This is a genomic window from Thalassovita mediterranea, from assembly GCF_001458435.1.
In the GTDB taxonomy this organism is placed as follows: domain Bacteria; phylum Pseudomonadota; class Alphaproteobacteria; order Rhodobacterales; family Rhodobacteraceae; genus Thalassobius; species Thalassobius mediterraneus.
In genome coordinates this window covers 571,822-589,669 of sequence record NZ_CYSF01000006.1, presented here as the reverse complement: position 1 = coordinate 589,669, position 17,848 = coordinate 571,822, and the positions used below count along the sequence as shown (strand labels likewise).

The 17,848-nt window shown below is 55.5% G+C and carries 16 protein-coding genes, 1 tRNA gene and 1 pseudogene; 5 read left to right on the top strand and 13 right to left on the bottom strand.

The features are described from left to right. Positions 1-31: 31 nt before the first annotated feature. The 6 genes from TM5383_RS06785 to TM5383_RS06760 all read right to left on the bottom strand — a co-directional run bounded on the left by TM5383_RS06785 (position 32) and on the right by TM5383_RS06760 (position 5,575). A complete protein-coding gene (locus TM5383_RS06785) occupies positions 32-829 on the bottom strand; it encodes an MBL fold metallo-hydrolase (RefSeq protein WP_058318250.1) in 798 nt (265 codons plus the stop codon). Next, positions 829-1,635, bottom strand: a complete 807-nt coding sequence (locus TM5383_RS06780) for a TatD family hydrolase (protein ID WP_058318249.1) — start codon at positions 1,633-1,635, stop codon at positions 829-831. The genes TM5383_RS06785 and TM5383_RS06780 overlap by 1 nt, the downstream gene beginning before the upstream one ends. A 33-nt stretch (positions 1,636-1,668) precedes the next feature. Further along, complete coding sequence (locus TM5383_RS06775; RefSeq protein ID WP_058318248.1) at positions 1,669-2,790, bottom strand: DNA polymerase III subunit delta'; 1,122 nt, start codon at positions 2,788-2,790, stop codon at positions 1,669-1,671. Between the two features lie 3 nt (positions 2,791-2,793). Continuing rightward, positions 2,794-3,456, bottom strand: a complete 663-nt coding sequence (gene tmk / locus TM5383_RS06770) for a dTMP kinase (protein WP_058318247.1) — start codon at positions 3,454-3,456, stop codon at positions 2,794-2,796. Further along, the gene (locus TM5383_RS06765) at positions 3,453-4,622 is read right to left on the bottom strand and encodes a D-alanyl-D-alanine carboxypeptidase family protein (RefSeq protein WP_058318246.1); all 1,170 of its coding nucleotides are present in this window, start codon (positions 4,620-4,622) and stop codon (positions 3,453-3,455) included. Before TM5383_RS06765 ends, tmk begins: the two co-directional genes overlap by 4 nt. Before the next feature lie 68 nt (positions 4,623-4,690). Next, a complete protein-coding gene (locus tag TM5383_RS06760; protein ID WP_058318245.1) occupies positions 4,691-5,575 on the bottom strand; it encodes an SPOR domain-containing protein in 885 nt (294 codons plus the stop codon). 310 nt (positions 5,576-5,885) lie between these two features. Between TM5383_RS06760 and TM5383_RS06755 the strand changes: the two genes are divergently transcribed. Next, positions 5,886-5,975: transfer RNA gene (locus TM5383_RS06755), tRNA-Ser, on the top strand. A 593-nt stretch (positions 5,976-6,568) separates the two neighbouring features. On the opposite strand, the gene TM5383_RS06750 is transcribed toward TM5383_RS06755, so the two are convergent. Then, positions 6,569-7,621 (bottom strand): LysR family transcriptional regulator, encoded by a 1,053-nt coding sequence (locus tag TM5383_RS06750; protein ID WP_058318244.1) that lies wholly within the window; start codon positions 7,619-7,621, stop codon positions 6,569-6,571. On the opposite strand from TM5383_RS06750, the gene TM5383_RS06745 reads away from it, so the two are divergent. The 4 genes from TM5383_RS06745 to TM5383_RS06730 are packed head-to-tail and all read left to right on the top strand — an operon-like array spanning position 7,620 to position 11,510. Continuing rightward, positions 7,620-8,780, top strand: a complete 1,161-nt coding sequence (locus tag TM5383_RS06745) for an acyl-CoA dehydrogenase family protein (protein WP_058318243.1) — start codon at positions 7,620-7,622, stop codon at positions 8,778-8,780. The two genes, TM5383_RS06750 and TM5383_RS06745, sit on opposite strands and share 2 nt — an antisense overlap. Further along, positions 8,780-9,874 carry a CaiB/BaiF CoA transferase family protein gene (locus tag TM5383_RS06740; RefSeq protein ID WP_058318242.1) on the top strand — a complete coding sequence of 365 codons (1,095 nt, stop codon included), beginning with the start codon at positions 8,780-8,782 and terminating at the stop codon, positions 9,872-9,874. Before TM5383_RS06745 ends, TM5383_RS06740 begins: the two co-directional genes overlap by 1 nt. Before the next feature lie 2 nt (positions 9,875-9,876). Beyond that, positions 9,877-10,719, top strand: a complete 843-nt coding sequence (locus TM5383_RS06735; protein WP_058318241.1) for an HTD2 family dehydratase — start codon at positions 9,877-9,879, stop codon at positions 10,717-10,719. Then, positions 10,713-11,510, top strand: coding sequence for an HpcH/HpaI aldolase/citrate lyase family protein (locus TM5383_RS06730; RefSeq protein WP_058318240.1), 798 nt, complete (start codon positions 10,713-10,715; stop codon positions 11,508-11,510). The genes TM5383_RS06735 and TM5383_RS06730 overlap by 7 nt, the downstream gene beginning before the upstream one ends. A 216-nt stretch (positions 11,511-11,726) precedes the next feature. On the opposite strand, the gene TM5383_RS06725 is transcribed toward TM5383_RS06730, so the two are convergent. The 6 genes and pseudogenes from TM5383_RS06725 to TM5383_RS06700 form a co-directional block, all read right to left on the bottom strand. Beyond that, complete coding sequence (locus TM5383_RS06725) at positions 11,727-12,086, bottom strand: hypothetical protein (protein ID WP_143570192.1); 360 nt, start codon at positions 12,084-12,086, stop codon at positions 11,727-11,729. Further along, positions 12,055-12,399 carry a hypothetical protein gene (locus TM5383_RS16705; RefSeq protein ID WP_143570193.1) on the bottom strand — a complete coding sequence of 115 codons (345 nt, stop codon included), beginning with the start codon at positions 12,397-12,399 and terminating at the stop codon, positions 12,055-12,057. Before TM5383_RS16705 ends, TM5383_RS06725 begins: the two co-directional genes overlap by 32 nt. Positions 12,400-12,657: 258 nt before the next feature. After that, positions 12,658-15,027, bottom strand: coding sequence for a DUF3987 domain-containing protein (locus TM5383_RS06720; protein WP_058318238.1), 2,370 nt, complete (start codon positions 15,025-15,027; stop codon positions 12,658-12,660). A gap of 296 nt (positions 15,028-15,323) precedes the next feature. Next, the gene (locus TM5383_RS06710) at positions 15,324-15,683 is read right to left on the bottom strand and encodes a helix-turn-helix transcriptional regulator (protein ID WP_231725056.1); all 360 of its coding nucleotides are present in this window, start codon (positions 15,681-15,683) and stop codon (positions 15,324-15,326) included. Between the two features lie 120 nt (positions 15,684-15,803). Next, positions 15,804-17,036 (bottom strand): tyrosine-type recombinase/integrase, encoded by a 1,233-nt coding sequence (locus TM5383_RS06705; protein WP_058318236.1) that lies wholly within the window; start codon positions 17,034-17,036, stop codon positions 15,804-15,806. A gap of 415 nt (positions 17,037-17,451) precedes the next feature. Beyond that, positions 17,452-17,606, bottom strand: a pseudogene (locus tag TM5383_RS06700) (IS3 family transposase); the annotation flags it as partial. Positions 17,607-17,848: the final 242 nt, after the last annotated feature.

Below are 17,848 nucleotides of genomic sequence, written 5' to 3'. Positions count from 1 at the left end.
TGCGGCCCTCATGCGGGCGGTGCCGCGTGTCTTAATCAGCTAATGTGATGACCATGCCGTCATAGGCGGCGTTGATGTGATCGGGTGTCTCCGCCTCGACCGTGGCGTAGTCCAGATCCACATGCATGTTGGTCAGGATGCCGCGTTTGGGCTGCATCCGCGCGAACCATTCCAGCGCGGCATCATAGTGCAGATGCGTTGGGTGCGGCGTGCGGCGCAGGGCGTCTAGCACCCAGACATCCAAATTCTCTAGATGCGGCACCACCTCTTCGTGGATTTTGGCCACGTCGGGCAGGTATACTAGACCACCAATGCGGAAGCCAAGCGCGTCAATGCTGCCGTGATTGACCGCAAAGGGGGTGAAGGTGATCGGACCACCGGCGCCGTCGATCACCACGTCACCGTCTATGGTGTGCATGTCGAGGATGGGGGGGTAAGAGCTGCCTTCGGGCTGTACAAAGGCATAGCCGAAGCGGTCAGACAGATCCTTTTGCGTCGGTGCATCGGCCCAGACGGGCAGGCGCGCGCGCATGTTGAACACCACCATGCGCAGATCGTCCAGACCATGTACGTGATCGGCATGGGCATGGGTCCACAGCACCGCATCCAATTCCCCTACGCCTGCATCCAGCAACTGCTGGCGCATATCCGGCGTGGTGTCGATCAGCACGCGGGTGGTGCCTTGATCCGTCACACGTTCCACCAGCATCGAACAGCGGCGGCGGGTGTTTTTGGGGTTTTCGGGGTCGCAATCCCCCCAGATACCGCCCAGTCGCGGCACCCCGCCCGACGATCCACAGCCAAGGATGGTGAAGCGCAACTGAGCCATCAGGCGGCCACCTCATAGGCGGCGGCTTTCCAGAACAGCCGGTCGAAGTTTTCCTGCGTGCGGGCAGCGAAATCGGCGTAGTCCATGCCGAACACCTCGGCGCCCAGCTGCGCGGTATGGACGCTATAGCCCGGCTCATTGCGTTTGCCGCGGAAGGGTTTCGGCGCCAGATAGGGGCTATCCGTTTCCACCAGAATGCGATCCACAGGGGCGCTCGCGAAGATATCGCGCACGTCCTGCGATTTGGGGAAGGTGGCGATGCCCGACATCGACAGGTAGAAACCCAGATCCAGCACCGATTTCGCCAGCTCAGGGCCAGAGCAATAGCAGTGCATCACGCAGGAATAGGCACCGTTGCGGTATTCTGAACTGAGGATATCTGCCATATCCTCATCCGCAGCGCGGGCGTGGATGATCAGTGGCAGCTTGGTTTGACGCGCGGCCTCGATATGTACCAAAAGGCTCTCTTTTTGCACCTCGGCGCTGTCGGCGGTGTAGTGGTAATCCAGACCGCTCTCACCGATGCCGACGAATTTCGGGTGCGCGGCCAGTTTGACCAGTTCCTCAACCGACACCAGCGGCACCTCGGCGGCGGACATCGGGTGCGTGCCTGCGGCGTAAAACACCGGATCGTACGCTTCAGCGATGGCGCGCACGCGCGGCTCTGCCTCCAGCTTGGTGCAGATGGTGACCATGCGGGTCACGCCTGCCTCGACCGCGCGGGCGACGATCTGATCGCGCTCTTCGTCGAAGTCGGGGAAGTCGAGGTGACAGTGGCTGTCGGTGATCTGAATGGTCTGGGTCATCTATCGTCTCTGCCTGTCGCCTGACGACGAGGTTCAGGCGGCTGCGGTTTTCTGTATCTTAAAAATCGTATCTAGGATGAGCGCGGCAGGGTCAAGATTGACCGACCGGCCATGGCGGCTGCGCGCGCCAATCTCTTGCGCCAGTTCGGCCCAAGCGCGGGCCTTTGCAGGGTAGGGGCATAGGCGGGCGATCAGCTCTGCCTCGCCGCGCGCCACCTCGACCATGGGAGGCATGCCTAGGGCGCCAAAACGGGCCAGTCGTGACAGCAGCAGATCGTTGAGCGCAAAGAGCAGGTCCAGCTTGGCCTCCGCCCCACGGGCGGTTGCGCTTTCGGCCAGTTGCAATGCGCGGCCCCGGTCCAGACGGGGCAGGGTGGCGTAGAGGTCCACCAGCGACTGATAAATGCCCAGCCCGTTAAGGCTGGTCAGGCGGATCGCCTCACCCACTGAACCGGCAGACAGTTCCGCCAGCGCGGCGGGCTGTTCCATTTCATGCACGTCCGCCTGTGACAGCGCCTGTTCCATCGCATCCGGTCCTAGCGGGGCCAGTCGCAGTTCGCGGCAGCGCGACCGGATAGTTGGCAACAGGCGCGAGGGCTGGTGACAGATCAGCAGCATGGTGGTGTTGGCAGGGGGTTCCTCCAACACTTTCAGCAGCGCGTTGGCGGCAGAGACGTTCATTTCGTCTGCAGCGTCCACAATCACCACACGCCGTCCGCCATCTGCCGCCGACAGTGCGAAGAAGTTTTTCAGCTTGCGCACCTCACCAACAAGGATTTCGGCGGCCAGCTTGTCGCCCTTGTCGTTGGGGCCACGGCGCAGCAGGAACAGACCCGGTTCCGACATCGCCTGAATGCGGGCGTTAACCGGATGATCTTCGGGACTGTCGAGGGTGGTGGGCTTTTCCGGTGCGCCAAACAGGCCAGTGCCCTGATCAACGGGCTGGGTCAGCAGAAACCGTGCGATTTGCCAGGCCAGCGTGGCCTTACCGATGCCCTTGGGGCCGGTGATCAGCCAGCCGTGATGCAGACGGCCAGAATTGAACGCCTGCAGAAATTCGGCCTGTGCCGTTTCTTGACCGTAAAGGCGGTGGGTTTCACGCGGATGCGGCGCACCTTCGACGCGGTCAGGTTCGGGTAGGTCAACGTCCGCCACGGATCACGCCTCTGCCAGTGCAACGTTGACAGCGGCCAGAATGTCGGCGGCAACGCCGTCCATATCTTGCGCGCCATTGATGATACGGAAGCGGTCGGCAAATTCATCAGCCAGCGCCAGAAAGCCCGCCCGCATCTGGCGTTGCAGATCCGCGCCGAAGCTTTCAAAGCGTTCCTCGACCCCCTGACGGGACAGGGCGCGGGACAGGCCCACCTCTGGGTCCATGTCGATCAGGATGGTCAGATCCGGCTCGCGCCCGATCATCAGGTCATGCAGCTGATCCACCGTGCCCCGCAAATCCCCACGGCTTAGCCCCTGATACATCCGCGTGCTGTCGGCAAAACGGTCGCAGATCACCACTTTACCAGCGGCCAGCGCGGGCAGAATGGTGCGTTCCAGATGGTCGCGGCGGGCGGCGGTGAACAACAGGATCTCTGTTTCAGCCGACCAGCGGTCAGCGTCGCCTTGTAGGACCAGAGCGCGGATTTCCTCGGCCCCCGGCGATCCGCCCGGTTCGCGGGTCAGCACAACCTCGCGCCCCTGCGCCTCTAGCGCTGCGACAAGGCGGCGGCATTGGGTGGATTTACCCGATCCGTCGATGCCTTCAAAACTGATGAACAGACCTGATTGCGGGCCAGCTGTCGCCGTTGCGTTCGTCGTGGTCACGATGCGTCCTCTGGGCCTTGTTCCAGACGGCGCAGCAACATGGTTGCAGCAGTGCCGACACGGGTCAGGAAGCCACCAGCCGCAACCGCACGGTCCGCGACCAGTGGGAAGGACAGCGGTTCTAGTCCGTCAGGTGTCAGGATCAGCTGGCCCAGCTCCTGACCTTCGGCAATCGGTGCTTCGATCGGGCCGTTGTAAACAACTTCTGCCTCGACGGTTTTGCTGTCCAGCGCGGGCAAAAGTGCAGCAATATCCGCTGCGGGGGTCAAGCCCACGCTAGGCGCATCGCCCATCCAGACATCGGCATTGGCGACCACCTCACCCTGTTTGGCCACGTCACGCATCACAAACTGACGAAAGGCCCAGTTCACAATGGTTTCCGCTTCTTTGGCGCGGGCTTTGGCTGTTTCCAGACCGGAAATGACGAAAACCACCCGACGCTCGCCCTGTTTAGCAGAGCCCACCAGACCAAAGCCCGCTTCCTCGGTGTGACCGGTTTTCAGGCCGTCCGCGCCGATACCCAGACCCAATAGCGGGTTGCGGTTGCGGGTGTTTTGCGGGGCGCGACCGTCGAATTTGAACTCGCGCTCGGAAAACAGGGCATAATACTGTGGGAAATCCTCGATCAAGCGGGTGCCCAGCAGGGCCAGATCGCGCATCGACATGCGGTGTCCAATGGCGGGCCAGCCGCTGGAATTTGCGAAGGTGGAATTGGTCATGCCCAGTGCCTGCGCGCGTTGGGTCATGTAGCGGGCAAAGCCTGCCTCGGTTCCATCGGGACTCAGCGCTTCGGCGATGACCACACAGGCGTCGTTGCCAGACAGAACGATGATGCCACGGATCAGATCCTCGACTCGCACGCGGTCGGTGGTGTCCAAGAACATGGTGGAACCGCCAAAGCTCATCGCGTGTTCAGAAACCGGCAGCTTTTCATCAAGGCTAAGGCGGCCATCGCGCACGGCCTCAAACGCGATGTAAAGCGTCATCAGCTTGGACATCGACGCGGGCGGCAGCGGGATGTCGGCGTTTTTGTTCAACAGTACCGTGCCGGTTTTCAGATCCACCACATAGGCAGATTTGGCCTGCGTCTCAAATGCATGCACGCTGGTGGTCATCAGCAGCGCGGTCAGTGCGCCAAGTGCGGATTTACGTAGCAGGGGGATCATGGATCAACCTCCGTCAATTAGGGTCCTGTGCGAAACCGTATAGCATCGCGCAGGGGACCAGAATGGGATCAGTTGCGCACCGCATAAGCATCGGCAAAGCCTTTGGCCTTGATCTTGTTCAACAGGCTGGTGCGTTCTGCGCTGGTCTGGGCAGGGCCGACCAGAACACGCCAGTAGGTCTTGCCCTTCAGGCTAGCCTCTTTCAGCACCGATGGCATGCCTGCGGCCTCCATCTGGTTGGCGGCCTTTTCAGCGTTCGCCTTGACCGAGAAGATGCCGAGCTGCAGGAACGGCTTCTTCAGGCTTGACGCGGCAGGTTTGGGTGCGGGTTTGGGCGCTGGTTTCGGGGCCGCGGCGGCTGTGGAAGCGGGATTTGCCTTGGCCTCGGCATTGTCAATTGCCGCAGCGGCGGACGAAATCGGATCCAGCGCCTTTTCCTCGATCGGTTTGGCGGCAGCGGCCACCTGATCAGCGGGCGGGGCAACGGGCGCCTCGCTTGGGACTTCTTCGCGGCGCAGGGCGGTGACGCTCAGCTGAACCGGTTGACCGGCCAGCATCGACAGCGCGGCTGCAGCATCGGACGAAGTCTGGAAGCGCGGGCCAGGATTGGCGCGTTCACGGCGGAACAGGGCACCGATGACAAATTTACCGTTCGCCTCGTTGCGGATGATAACGCGCTCAGGTTCACTGACATCGGGATGAGCCACCCACACCCCCCCCAGCGACGGGCGACCATCCCAAAGGCCCGCCTCGGTCTGTTGGAAGACATCCGGCGCTTCGATATCGCGTTCAACCAAAGTAACGCTATCTGCCGCAGCTTCGCGCGGTGCTTTGGCAAAAAGCGATCCGTTGGCCCCATCCTGACAGGCGCTGAGCGTTAGCGCCGCACCAGCGAGGATCAGGCCCAGTCGTGCTGCGCCGCTGCGATTGGATACTGCGGTTGTTTTGATCATCTCTCTCGCCTCTGTCCTTTGCCCCGTGAGGTCCGCCGGTTTGGTCCGGTCTTTGCTGCCTGCGGGTGTCCGTTGCGCGAAACCTTAGCCGCAAGCGCCTGTCAAGAAAACCCACAAGCCCAGATCGGCATGCGCAATCGGCAAATTTCCCCGATGCCTGACGCGAATGTGACGCATTCTAACCGAGGCTGCACGTAGGTGTGCGGGCCTCTGTGCCTGGTCCAGGTAGGGGCAAAAGCCGCGCCTGGCAGATTTTCTGCCTAGAACAGTCTTTCAGAATCAATTCGCTACCGTTAAGTCCATTCCAGTCGGAGGAGTGGCAGAGTGGTTGAATGCACCGGTCTTGAAAACCGACGTAGGTGAAAGTCTACCGTGGGTTCGAATCCCACCTCCTCCGCCATAACCCTGGAAAAATCAATGTGTTATGCGTTAATTATGCGGCTACCCATTCTCTTACCCATTGATAATGCGGATGCTTGATTTTCTCAAATTTAACCAAGGGTCGGCTTCCGGACTTCTAATTAACAAATGGCTATGTAATCATTTATAGCTATTTTTACTGAACTCATTTGGTTTAGGGGGTACAGGGACCGATCGGGGTGGGTGTGCCCGTACAAATGTGTATTCTGTTCATTGCGCGCATTAATCTTCAAAAAACAACTCAAGATTGCTTTATTTCGCAATACATTGACCAGTGGTTAAAAGAAAGTGTTATACAGTGGATTCGGCAAATGCGAGGTTTAAAAAAATTAACTTCTGCCCACGCTTCCAGTGTTTTATCACTTCTATCACTACTATGGTAATACTCATCTCTGAGAATTAAGGATATTTATACCTGCCAATCTAATCGAGTTATGCAGTCTTAAAACGGTCAAACCGAAGCATAGTATTGATCAAACAAAGACGACTTCATAGTAGTCCGAAGGTACTTTTTAGCTGGTTTTTAGTTTTTTAATATCGATTAAATTTGCAGGGAAAGCCAGCATAAATAAACTACGGAAACTTTATAGAGCCATCCGGCAGTTTGGCTCCAGACCAAGTCTCCGTGTTGATTAGGTCACTTACTACTTCACGCAGCAACTCCGTCACCAACAACTGAGCCCGTGTGACTGGCCTCCTAGTTGGAGTGATTAAGTGAACTTGCCTGCGCAGCCCGCCCTCTTCAATCTGGCTGACAAACAACGTCCCGGTATCTCGTTCGTCCCTTACCGCATGGGCTGGTAGGATTGAAGCACCGAACCCGTTTGCTACCAAGCTCTTAATGTTGGCGTAGGAATCGATTTCTAGGGCCACGCTAGCGTTAATTCCGATAGCTTGGAACTCTTTGTCGATTAAGTCACGCAGGCCATGTCCTTTACTGGGTAGAACCATCATTTGCTTGGACAACTTTTTTAGGGACACGTGCTCTGCCGCATCAATTCTAGCCTGCGATAAGACAACAAGATTCTCCTCAAGTAAAAGTTCAGATCGAAATCCTGGTAACCCGATGTCGCGATAGAGAATGCACAAATCTACCCTATCCTCAGCCGCCCATGTGCTAATAAATCCGCTCATCGCTTCTGCTATGTTGATTGTAATACGTGGATAGCGCTTGTGTGCAGCGGTTATCAATGGAAGCGACACAATGGCACTGATTGTGCCGGGTAAACCAATACGAACGATGCCTGAGGGATCAGACCCTAGTGTACTAATGTCGTCGATCGTGCGCGACATCTCATCCACGATCCTGCGGCCCCGTTCGATCAATAACAGCCCCGCCTCAGTCGGAATCACACCACTGCGCTGTCTGTGCATCAGAGGCGTCCCCAACTGATCTTCGAGTTTTCGAAGATGCAATGAAAGCGCCGGTTGTGCCACTCCCAAAGTCACAGATGCTGCTGTAATTGATCCTTGTTTCGCGATTTCCAGAAAATATCGCAGCTGCCGTGTGTCAAGCATGCGCCCAGTCCCATACAAATTATATATGGGAATAATACTAAACATATATTTGCGAAATGCTAGCACTACCAATACTTTGTCTAAAAATAATGACAGGAATCCAGACATGAATTTTTTGACTGACGATTATCAAGACATCCGGGACGGCGTGAAGGCACTCTGTGCACAGTTTCCTGCTGAATATCATCGAACGGTTGACGAAGAAAAAGCCTACCCCGAAACCTTCGTTGATGCGTTGACCAAGGAAGGCTGGATGGCTGCCCTGATCCCAGAGGAATACGGCGGTGCGGGCCTCGGTCTGATAGAGGCAAGCGTCATTATGGAAGAAATAAACCGCGCAGGTGGAAACTCTGGCGCGTGTCATGGGCAGATGTACAACATGAACACATTGGTTCGGCATGGATCTGAAGAGCAACGGCAAAAATTTCTACCTAAGATTGCTGCAGGTGAATTACGTCTTCAGTCTATGGGCGTGACCGAGCCCACCACTGGCACCGACACCACAAAGATCAAAACCACCGCCGTCAAGAAAGACGGCCGCTATGTGATCAACGGTCAGAAGGTTTGGATCAGCCGGGTGCAGCACTCGGATTACATGATTCTTCTGGCACGGACCACGCCGCTGGCCGAGGTGAAGAAGAAATCCGAAGGCCTGTCGATCTTCCTTGTCGATATTAAAGAGGCCATGAAATCGGGCATGACGGTCCAGCCTATCCCGAACATGGTCAACCACGAAACAAATGAGCTGTTTTTCGATAACCTAGAAATCCCCGAAGAGAACCTGATCGGAGAAGAAGGCAAGGGATTCAAATACATCCTGACCGGCCTGAACGCCGAACGCGCCCTGATCGCGGCGGAGTGTATCGGCGACGGCTATTGGTTCACCGACAAAGTCACCGCCTATGTCAGCGATCGTCAGGTCTTTGGCCGCCCCATCGGCATGAACCAGGGCGTGCAGTTCCCTATCGCCGAGGCCTTTATCGAAGTCGAGGCCGCCAACTTGATGCGCTATAAGGCTTGCGCGCTTTACGACGCGGGCCAGCCCTGCGGGGCCGAAGCGAATATGGCCAAGTACCTTGCCGCAAAGGCAAGCTGGGAAGCTGCGAACGCCTGTATTCAATTCCATGGTGGTTTTGGTTTCGCAAACGAATACGACGTTGAACGCAAGTTCCGTGAAACGCGTCTCTATCAGGTCGCGCCGATCTCGACCAACCTGATCCTTTCCTACGTCGCCGAGCATATCCTCGGCATGCCGAGGTCGTTCTAATGCTGCGGCTTGAAGGAATTACCGTTGTTGCCATTGAGCAGGCCGTCGCAGCTCCGTTCGCAACGTCCAAGTTTGCAGACGCAGGGGCCAAGGTGTTCAAGATCGAGCGCCCCGAAGGCGACTTTGCCCGCGGATACGACGATGTCGCCAAAGGGCAATCGAGCTATTTTGTCTGGCTCAATCGTGGCAAAGACGCAGTAACGCTGGATCTAGGCTCGGACAAGGGAAAGGAGGCGCTCGAAGCGCTTCTCGCTGACGCCGACGTTCTGATCCAGAACCTGAAACCAGGATCTCTGGCGAAACTCGGGTTTGGGACCGAACGGTTGCGCCGCGATTATCCGCGTCTGGTCACCTGTTCGATCTCCGGCTACGGCGACCACGGCCCGATGGCGGACCGAAAGGCCTATGACCTTCTGATCCAAGCCGAAAGCGGCCTTTGCTCGCTGACTGGCGGACCGTCCGAACCTGCACGTGTCGGCATTTCCATCGTCGATATCGCGACCGGCGCGACGGCATATGCGGCCATTCTCGAAGCGCTGATCCGTCGTGGCGTCACGGGGCAGGGCGCCGACATTTCGGTGTCGATGTTCGACGTCATGGCCGACTGGCTGACCGTTCCGCTCCTGAACCACGAGGGTGGCAAGAGCCCGAAACGCATCGGTCTGGCGCACCCGTCGATCGCGCCCTACGGCGCGTTCCAGCCCAAGTCCGGCTCCGCGATCCTGATCGCTATCCAAAGCGACCGCGAATGGCGGATGCTCTGCCGCGATTTCATCGGGGACGAGGCTTTGGCCAGCGATCCTCGGTTCGCCACCAACGTGGCCCGCGTCAACAACCGTACGGAAACCGATACGGTCGTCGCGGCAGCCTTCAGCAAGATGGATTCCGCCGCCGCGCTGGAACGGCTGTCAGTCACGGGTATCGCCCTGGCATCGGTCAACGACATGGCCGGTCTGTCCCAGCATCCGCACCTGCGTCGTATCACCGTCGACAGCCCGAACGGACCTGTCAGCTTTCCCGCGCCCGCTGCGCGTTTCGTCGGCGAAGAGCGCAATTACGGCGCCGTGCCCGCCTTGAAACCCCTGGAGGAGTGACGATGCAAATCGATATCGCCAAGCTGCAAGGCTGGATCGGGCGCGAGCAAAAAGACAGTGAAGTTCTTTCGACCATGCTTGTGCGTCAGTTCAACGCCACCTTTGACCGGACCTCCGGCACCGAGAAGGAACACGAGGCACCGCTCTTGATCCACCTGTGTCTTGCCCAGCCGACCGCGCCCATGTCTGAACTCGGTCGCGACGGTCACCCCGCACTTGGCGACTTTTTGCCGCCGGTGCCTCTGCCGCGACGTATGTGGGCTGGTGGCTCCTTTACCTTTCACAGTGGGATACGCATCGGTGAAGAGGTCACGCGCCATTCGACGATCGTCGATGTCCAACTGAAAGAAGGCCGCTCGGGCGCACTGTGCTTTGTCACGGTCCAGCACGAGGTCTCCGCCAATGGCCGCGCCGTGCTGAGTGAACGCCAGGACATCGTGTACCGCGACATCCCCGCCGCTTCGCAAGGCAAACCCAAGGCCGAGCCCAAGCCTGCGGCGGTCGGAGAGCATTCACGGGTCGTGGAACCGCACCCGACGCTGCTTTTTCGCTACTCCGCATTGACCTTTAACGGCCACCGCATCCATTACGACAAACCGTTCTGCATCGATGTCGAAGGGTATCCCGGTCTCGTGGTGCACGGCCCGATGCAGGCCACTATGCTCTGTCAATTCGCAGCCGACCTGCGCGGGCAGGCACCGAAGACCTTTGCGTTCCGTTCGCTCTCGCCGATCTATGACAACGCCAATTTCACGGTGAACGCGGCGGAGGAAGGCGATGCGCTCAAGCTCTGGACCGCCCGCACCGGCGGTCCCGTTGCAATGGAGGCGACGGCACAATGGTAAGTTCTATCGCAACGCCGCTTTTCGTGCCCGCTTCCAAGCCCGAGCGGTTCGTCAAGGCCGCAGCTTGCGGCGCGGATGCGGTAATCCTCGATCTCGAAGATGCCGTCGCCGCCGCAGACAAGGAGACGGCCCGCACAGCGCTTGATGCGGCGTTCACCGATTTGCCAGTGATCGTGCGCATCAACGCCATCGGCACGCCGTGGCACGCGGCAGACCTTGCCGCAGTCTCTGGCAAGGGATTTGCCGCTGTCATCCTGCCGAAATCCGAGACCGCCGAAGCGGTGGCGCAGGTTGTGGCTGCCCTGCCGGGGCTACCGGTCATTGCGCTAATCGAGAGCGCGCTCGGCCTTGCCAATGCGCGCACGATCGCGGCGGTTGACGGGGTTGCGCGTCTGGCGTTCGGCTCGGTCGATTTCTGCGCCGACCTAGGATGTGCGCATCTGCGCGAAATTCTGTTGCCGGCGCGCAGCGAACTGGTGCTCGCCTCCCGCTTGGGCGGTATTGCCCCTCCGATAGACGGGGTCACGGTTCAGCTCAACGAACCAGTAGTCACTTTTGAGGACGCGCGCCATGCCCGTGATCTTGGGTTCACCGGCAAGCTTTGCATTCACCCCAGACAGATAGCCGAGGTAAAGCGTGCGTTCGCCCCTTCAGAAGATGAGATTTACTGGGCAAAACGCGTTCTTGAGTCGGGGGACAATGCGGTGTCTGTGGATGGTGCCATGGTCGACGAGCCGGTGCGCATCCGTGCGCGCGCAATTTTAGCCGCATTACGAGAGGAGAGTAACTGACATCTCGATAGCTCCTTTTCGTTCCAGTTATTTTGAACGATTACGATCTCTGGTGCGATATCGCGGCTAATATTGGCAACCGGGCACGGCTTGAAGTGTTCAATATTACGCATGGAATTACGTTGGGAAATCTCACCAAAGATGATCGCGGCTTTACCAAGTTCTGTTTTGCGCGTGTGTATCAGAAGCCACAATAATCCACAGTGGCTGAGTAGGCTAGTCATATGGCGTATCTGGGGGGAAAGGTATCCCAAAAAGTAGCTTTTTGAGTTCTTCATCTTGTTCTTCGCTATACCCAAATTCATCACTGGGGCGCTCTTTTGAAACTAGACCAGCTAAATGATTGGAGCCCCAGATCATAGCATCATAGTTCGCTTCCATTTTATCCTGACAGCCTAACTTGTAGCCGTAAAAGCCCTCGATAGAATCTGAGATATGCTGCAATGCGTCTAGTAGAGGTTGAGCTTGTTCGCGCAAGTCGCTGTGTACCGAAATTTGTAAATTGGCCATTTTCTTGTCCCTGATTTTCGTGTGTTGTGTTTGTTCAATTCGGATACCATTTAGCTCGAAAGCCATCTTCACTGTCTGACCACTGTCGTCGCCGTTTCCATCCGAGCTTTCGGAGAGCAGCAGCAAGCTCTCCAATGTGAGGCATGCCACCTTTTCGGCCTTTCATGCGCACTTGAATCTCAAGCAGGCTGAGCCCTTTTTGTTTTGTTGTGGCTGGTATAGCATCCACTTTTTTTTGAAGCCTCATGTGCAGCGGAGCGAGTGTCTGCGCTTCTGATGCTTCCGGTGTTAGGTGATTTGACTGGCTTGTCTGATACGACAGCAATGCAGATAAAAGCCCGTCCCTGAACTGTTCGTTGTCTCTGAATGTTTCGTCCATTTTCACCTCCTGTTGTGATCACTCGGTGTGGGTATAATTTTGTTCGTCGCGTTGCTGTTATAATATAACAAAATCGAAGCGATGTGAATCGTCTATCTGCTGTAAGAAAACAAAATTAGCCGGATTGCTTTCTAGGGAGATCAAAGGGGGCTTTTGTCAGTTTTGTCAGTGTGCCCCCCGCCCGTTTTTACGAAGAAAACGCAGATTTTTGTAATAATAAGAGGGTACCCCCTACTGACATTACTGACAAAAGGTCCCTCACCCTCCTTTTACGTTTATCTTCGGATTAATGAGAAAGGTCTCCAAAGGCTTGCCACCGGTTTCCTGACGGCTAGCACACAACCACCCATGTTCGATCAGGATTGCAATCGCCTCTGTGGCATCTTCACGCGACGTGAGGTTGGCCCAACCGTTCCTATACACATCGCGTATCGTGAAGCCATCACGCACTTTTGCCGCCTCGATCTTGTCTGCGAGCGACTTCGCGGAGAGATCAGCACTGTTCTTTGCGCTAGCGTAAACGCGGCGCGCATGAGCCCACAAATATTTGTGCCACTTGATAGCGCGTCCAAGCGCCAGTTTGGTGATAGGCCCAGTTCCGCCGTCAATCAGATGAACCAGAAGCGACAAGGCTGGTATCAGACTGCGGTACTTAGCAAGGTGCGACTCCATAGCTGGATGTCGTTCCCCTGAGCGTAGCGCCAACTCCACCTTCTCGCGCCACTTGTCGAAACTTTCTTGCGCCTCATCCGTGAAGTGCAGCCAAGCGGGTGATTCAAGGTCCATTCCTCGCTTTGCGCCGATTACAGTCGTATCAACACCTCGGAGTTTTCGAAAAACCTCTAAAACTGCGTCTTCAGCCGCGATGTCAGGCTTTCGATCGACATTTTTCCAATCCTTGGGGAGGTCCGGCCAAACCAACATCTGAAACCGCTGCATCAATCCATCATCGCCAGCCCCACCTTGGGTTGCTGCTCGGACGTAGTTTTGCAACTTGCCGGGTTGAATCCCGCCGAACATAAGAATGTTCAAGGTTTTGATATGATCACTTCCACGACCAACGCGATCGACCTGAAATGAATTTAAGCCGTTCCAACCCTCAAGATAAAAAGCTCGATCTGCCTCACGCCCCTCGGCACGCAGATTTTCCATCCACCCAGTGAGTTCATCGCGCACATTAATTATACCACGTGGCGATGCCGCACAGAGCATCGCCAATTTTGGTGCCGTAGCATCATTTGTCACCAGCCGCTCCGGTTCTGGTTGAGACGGAGCCACCGGCATCGCATCGGCATTAATGGGGTTGCCCTTCTTTATCGCACTCTCGATCGACTTCTTTTCCACATCGTATCGCAGTTTCTCAAGTTCGTGCTGTCGCAAACGTAATTCGTGTTCTTGAAGCATATCCTTTTCGAGAGCATGCAATGGCTTAAGCGCCATTGAAATCACTGGTGACTTCATCATGCCGGGACGCGCCACTATCGCGCCCCAAAGCGTTACAGGGACAAGCCACCCGATATCTCGGGCCTTGGGAGCGACAACTACCCGGTTCCCCAGTGCAGCTGCACTGGCGACAATTAGCGGTGCGGCAATAAAATCCGCTGGGCACTGCATCCTCTCGGCGGCATCCTGAACGAACGAACGGTATGCGTTGGGTAACAATTCCAAATCGAAAGGCGGAACTTCTGGAAGACCAAATTCGATGGGCTTCGGATCGGGCCATGAAGCAGGGTCTATTTGTGCTCCCTCAGGTTCGCCTTTGGCTTGCTCCGCGTATCTGTTTATCAAACCTTTCAGCTCATCATCGTCAATGGGTGGCCTAAACCGCTCTTGGTTCGCCTGACGTGCCGCAAGCGTAAGAACGTCTTCAGGAATACCGCGACCACGCAGTGACCCGATATAGGCCAGCATAGTTGCGTTACGTGATCCCTCGCCCACTGAGGCGGGCAATTCAAACCCGCAACCTGCGTTTTCGAACGGGTTACGGACCTGGGAAGCAGTTGGCTTCTCCTCTTGTCGCTTCGAACTACCGAACCACTCTTGTTCGAACTGTTCAAGCGCCTCTCCTGCTTCGACAACCTTGCCAGACCCATGCCCGGTAACGGTAAGAAATCGCCCCTTGGAGTACATTTCTCGGTTGTTTTTGTTCCCTCCTTTTAGGGGCTTCGAGTAGGTGACAAATGCGCGGACACCGGTGCCTGACGGCGAAATTTCGTGATATGAACCGCCGAGCGACGCGAGCACATCTTGAACATCTTGGCTTATGAAAGGTTTACCGCATTCTGACGTAACGCATTGGTCAAAATCCAGGCCAATTAGGTACAACGGCGTGCCGTCTTCCCTTTCCATGATCGGTTCGGGTTCGGAGGGCAGGTCAAAAAAGATACCGGCAACCGAACGGTACCCAGCTTTGCCGCCCTTATAAATATTTATTGCAGTCTCGATGTCGCGCCAAGCATTCGGACTGTGGGGATTTGTATTCACACCTGTAACTGGGTGAACCGGGACTTTTCCGAAACGCCCACCGGGCTTTTCACCATCAGTCGCCCATACCCCCCAACGATGAATGCGCTTAAGAAGATCAGGGATGTTATCCGGCAGAACAGATAAAATCGTAGACTTGCTCATTTCTCATCCTCCAACCACCACTCACAACGACTCTGTAAACCCTCGTTAGCCAAGATCGGCCGATGGCCAAATTTCTGCGATTTGGGAAATTTTCCGTCCCAAATTCCACTGAGTAAGTATTTTTTGACTTTACCTTCGCCGTCTAAAAAGAAGCGTTGGATCAGCGTCGACAGTTGGACCGACTTGATGACGGTAACGTATGACATTTGACTCTCCATGTTATTTGGAGGCGCGCCGTAGAGAAGCTAAATAACAGACGGTAAACCGTTCTACAGCTGCCTTTGAGCGCGCGGTTTTTACATAGAGTTGCCATTGAGATAGGCACGGACATCTTCAACACGCCATCGGCTTGATATCTTGCCGAGACGTAGGGGCTTCACGAAGTAGCCCAGTCGTATGTCGCGATAGATTGAAGAACGGCTTCGAGATGCGAGCGTACTTACCGTTTTTAGGTCAACCAGCGCGTCATCTGGCAGTGCCCCAAAGATTTGAATGCAATCCAATTGCGCACGCAATGTATTTTGGTTTTGGTCCATTTCTATGACCTCCGGGTTGTTTCCAGTGTGGGAAGGCATCATAACGAAGCTCCAGCATAATCTGGTCAGCTTGGTTACTTCCGTGGTGCGGTAGAAATGGGTATGCAACGAAGCGCCCATACATGTGCCTTTCTTGAGTGTGCCAGATAGACCCAGTGCATGTCAATATAGTGTATTGTAAATTTTTTGAGCAACTAAATATTGTGTATAGGTAGGCGTTTCGGGAAAATCTATAATCCCTTAATGCGATGTACGTATCTGGATGACAGTGCCCGGAGCATTTGTGGCTTGTTCGCAATATTCTGCCCAAGCAGCCATTAATTTCCGCCGTTTTTCCATCAGCGTTCCTCTGGCATATGCAGCTTCGGCCTTATCCTTGAGTTGATGCGCAAGCGCATGCTCGATGACCTCTCTTGGGAATGCTGTCGTTTCGCCAGCCCAGTCTCGGAAAGTACTTCTGAAACCATGAGTCGTGACTGGCACTTCCATGCGCTTCAGAACTGCACCGAGTGTCATGTCTGACAAAACCCCACCTCGCACTGCTTTAAACACAATTTCATCACCTTGGCCCTTTGGGATTTCCGTAAGAATTTCGACCGCGCGATCTGAGAGCGGGACGCGATGCTCTTTACGGGCTTTCATACGCTCTGCGGGAATTATCCATTCACGCTTTTTCAAATCAAATTCCTGCCACGTCGCTCCTCGAACCTCTCCTGACCGTGCAGATGTCAGAATGAGGAACTCTAGAGCAACTGCCGCTGTTCCGTTGCGCTCTCTCAGTCGTTTTATGAATGCTCCAATTTCATGATAGGGTAGCGCTGGATGGTGTTTCACGACGCGGACCTTAGCAATGGAAGGTAGCGCGTTCTCCAAATTTCCCTGCCATCGAGCAGGATTTTCGCCATCTCGGTGTCCATGTACCTTGGCCCAGTCTAAAACCTTTTCTATCCGGCCACGTGTGCGTTTAGCCGTCTCGGGTGTTTTGTGCCAAATAGGCTTAAGAACCTCCAAGACATGGGCCAATTCGATGTCGTCCACTGCGAGATTACCCAAGACTGGCAGAGCATGTGTTCGGAGGGTATTTTCCCATTGTTGCCGATGTTTGGCATTGCCCCATTCAGTTTGCTTGTCTTCAAGAAACTGACGACAGGCATCCACAAAAAGTAGGCGTTTTCGTTGTGCTGCTCGCAACTCGTCGTTACGGACTTTGCGCTCCTGGATCGGATCTATCCCAGATTCGATTTTGCTTCGTAGTTGCCGAGCTGCTTCGCGTGCCATCGCTAGCGTGACACCCGGATATCCACCTAAGCCAATATCTCTAACCTTATCAGCGATCTTAACCCGCAATATCCAAGAGCGCGCTTGCCCTCGAATTTGTAACCCAAGTCCGGGAACGACGCCAACAGCCTTAAACCCAGGTTTGTTCAGGCGCGAAACTTCAAGTGGAGACAGTTCTTTTGCGATCTTTGGCATTACCCAATATCCTACCCATTATAAAGATTAAGATTGGCTGAGGCGCCGTGGCACGGTATGAGACAGCTCATCTAAAATATAACACATAATAACAAGTACTTAAAGTACAAATGACCGGTTCATATGAGTGCATATGCGTGCAGATAGGTTCATATAAGTTAGATGCAGGGGGACACCTCCTCCGCCATATATTAATAAAAATCAATGACTTGTGTTTTTTTGACGCTCAAGCCCCTGCGCTGCCCCCTTGTGGGCGGCGTTGGGTTTGTTTTCGGTTTAGTCGCGACTTGCCCGATCATTACTCTCCCCCCCGGCTCACCTGACAGCGCTTCAGTTAACCTTATATGTGCGGTTTCCTGAGTGGGGCATTTCTGAGCTTTTTGACTGCGCAGTCAAACCCGCGCAGGGCGGCATGGATACCGCCGTATTGTTTACGCCAGCGATGGAATGTCTGTCCGTTATCTGAACCTGCCTGATTGCATCAATGCGCGGCATTCCCTGGCAGCACAGCACCTCAATCTGCCTAAGCTTCGTGACAATCTCTTCCGGCTTGTGTCGTTTGTTTCCCATATGTGATCCTCCGTTTCCTAACTATAAGCGCGGATCACTTCAGTGGGGGGAGGATCAGCCTTAAGCGCGACTTTCGTCTTGAACTCAGGCGCGTGTTGTTTCCGTTTCGACATCGCTGATCTCCTTTTTGTCGAAGATCAGCGGACAGCAAATCGTAGCTTATATCAGTGTCCAAATTTCGAGGGGTAGCTCAGGTTTTTAGCGTTCGCAGGGACTGTTTTTTAATGAAACGGAAATCAATG

Excerpts from the sequence above, each read along its gene's own strand:
- TM5383_RS06725 (WP_143570192.1), bottom strand. The coding sequence starts at position 12,086 with ATGGCTTTCGAGCTAAATGGTATCCGAATTGAACAAACACAACACACG.
- TM5383_RS06750 (WP_058318244.1), bottom strand. The coding sequence starts at position 7,621 with ATGTCTGGATTCCTGTCATTATTTTTAGACAAAGTATTGGTAGTGCTA.
- TM5383_RS16705 (WP_143570193.1), bottom strand. The coding sequence starts at position 12,399 with ATGGACGAAACATTCAGAGACAACGAACAGTTCAGGGACGGGCTTTTA.
- TM5383_RS06740 (WP_058318242.1), top strand. The coding sequence starts at position 8,780 with ATGCTGCGGCTTGAAGGAATTACCGTTGTTGCCATTGAGCAGGCCGTC.
- TM5383_RS06780 (WP_058318249.1), bottom strand. The coding sequence starts at position 1,635 with ATGACCCAGACCATTCAGATCACCGACAGCCACTGTCACCTCGACTTC.
- TM5383_RS06705 (WP_058318236.1), bottom strand. The coding sequence starts at position 17,036 with ATGCCAAAGATCGCAAAAGAACTGTCTCCACTTGAAGTTTCGCGCCTG.
- TM5383_RS06765 (WP_058318246.1), bottom strand. The coding sequence starts at position 4,622 with ATGATCCCCCTGCTACGTAAATCCGCACTTGGCGCACTGACCGCGCTG.
- TM5383_RS06735 (WP_058318241.1), top strand. The coding sequence starts at position 9,877 with ATGCAAATCGATATCGCCAAGCTGCAAGGCTGGATCGGGCGCGAGCAA.
- TM5383_RS06710 (WP_231725056.1), bottom strand. The coding sequence starts at position 15,683 with ATGGGCGCTTCGTTGCATACCCATTTCTACCGCACCACGGAAGTAACC.
- TM5383_RS06760 (WP_058318245.1), bottom strand. The coding sequence starts at position 5,575 with ATGATCAAAACAACCGCAGTATCCAATCGCAGCGGCGCAGCACGACTG.
- TM5383_RS06745 (WP_058318243.1), top strand. The coding sequence starts at position 7,620 with ATGAATTTTTTGACTGACGATTATCAAGACATCCGGGACGGCGTGAAG.
- TM5383_RS06720 (WP_058318238.1), bottom strand. The coding sequence starts at position 15,027 with ATGAGCAAGTCTACGATTTTATCTGTTCTGCCGGATAACATCCCTGAT.
- TM5383_RS06730 (WP_058318240.1), top strand. The coding sequence starts at position 10,713 with ATGGTAAGTTCTATCGCAACGCCGCTTTTCGTGCCCGCTTCCAAGCCC.
- TM5383_RS06785 (WP_058318250.1), bottom strand. The coding sequence starts at position 829 with ATGGCTCAGTTGCGCTTCACCATCCTTGGCTGTGGATCGTCGGGCGGG.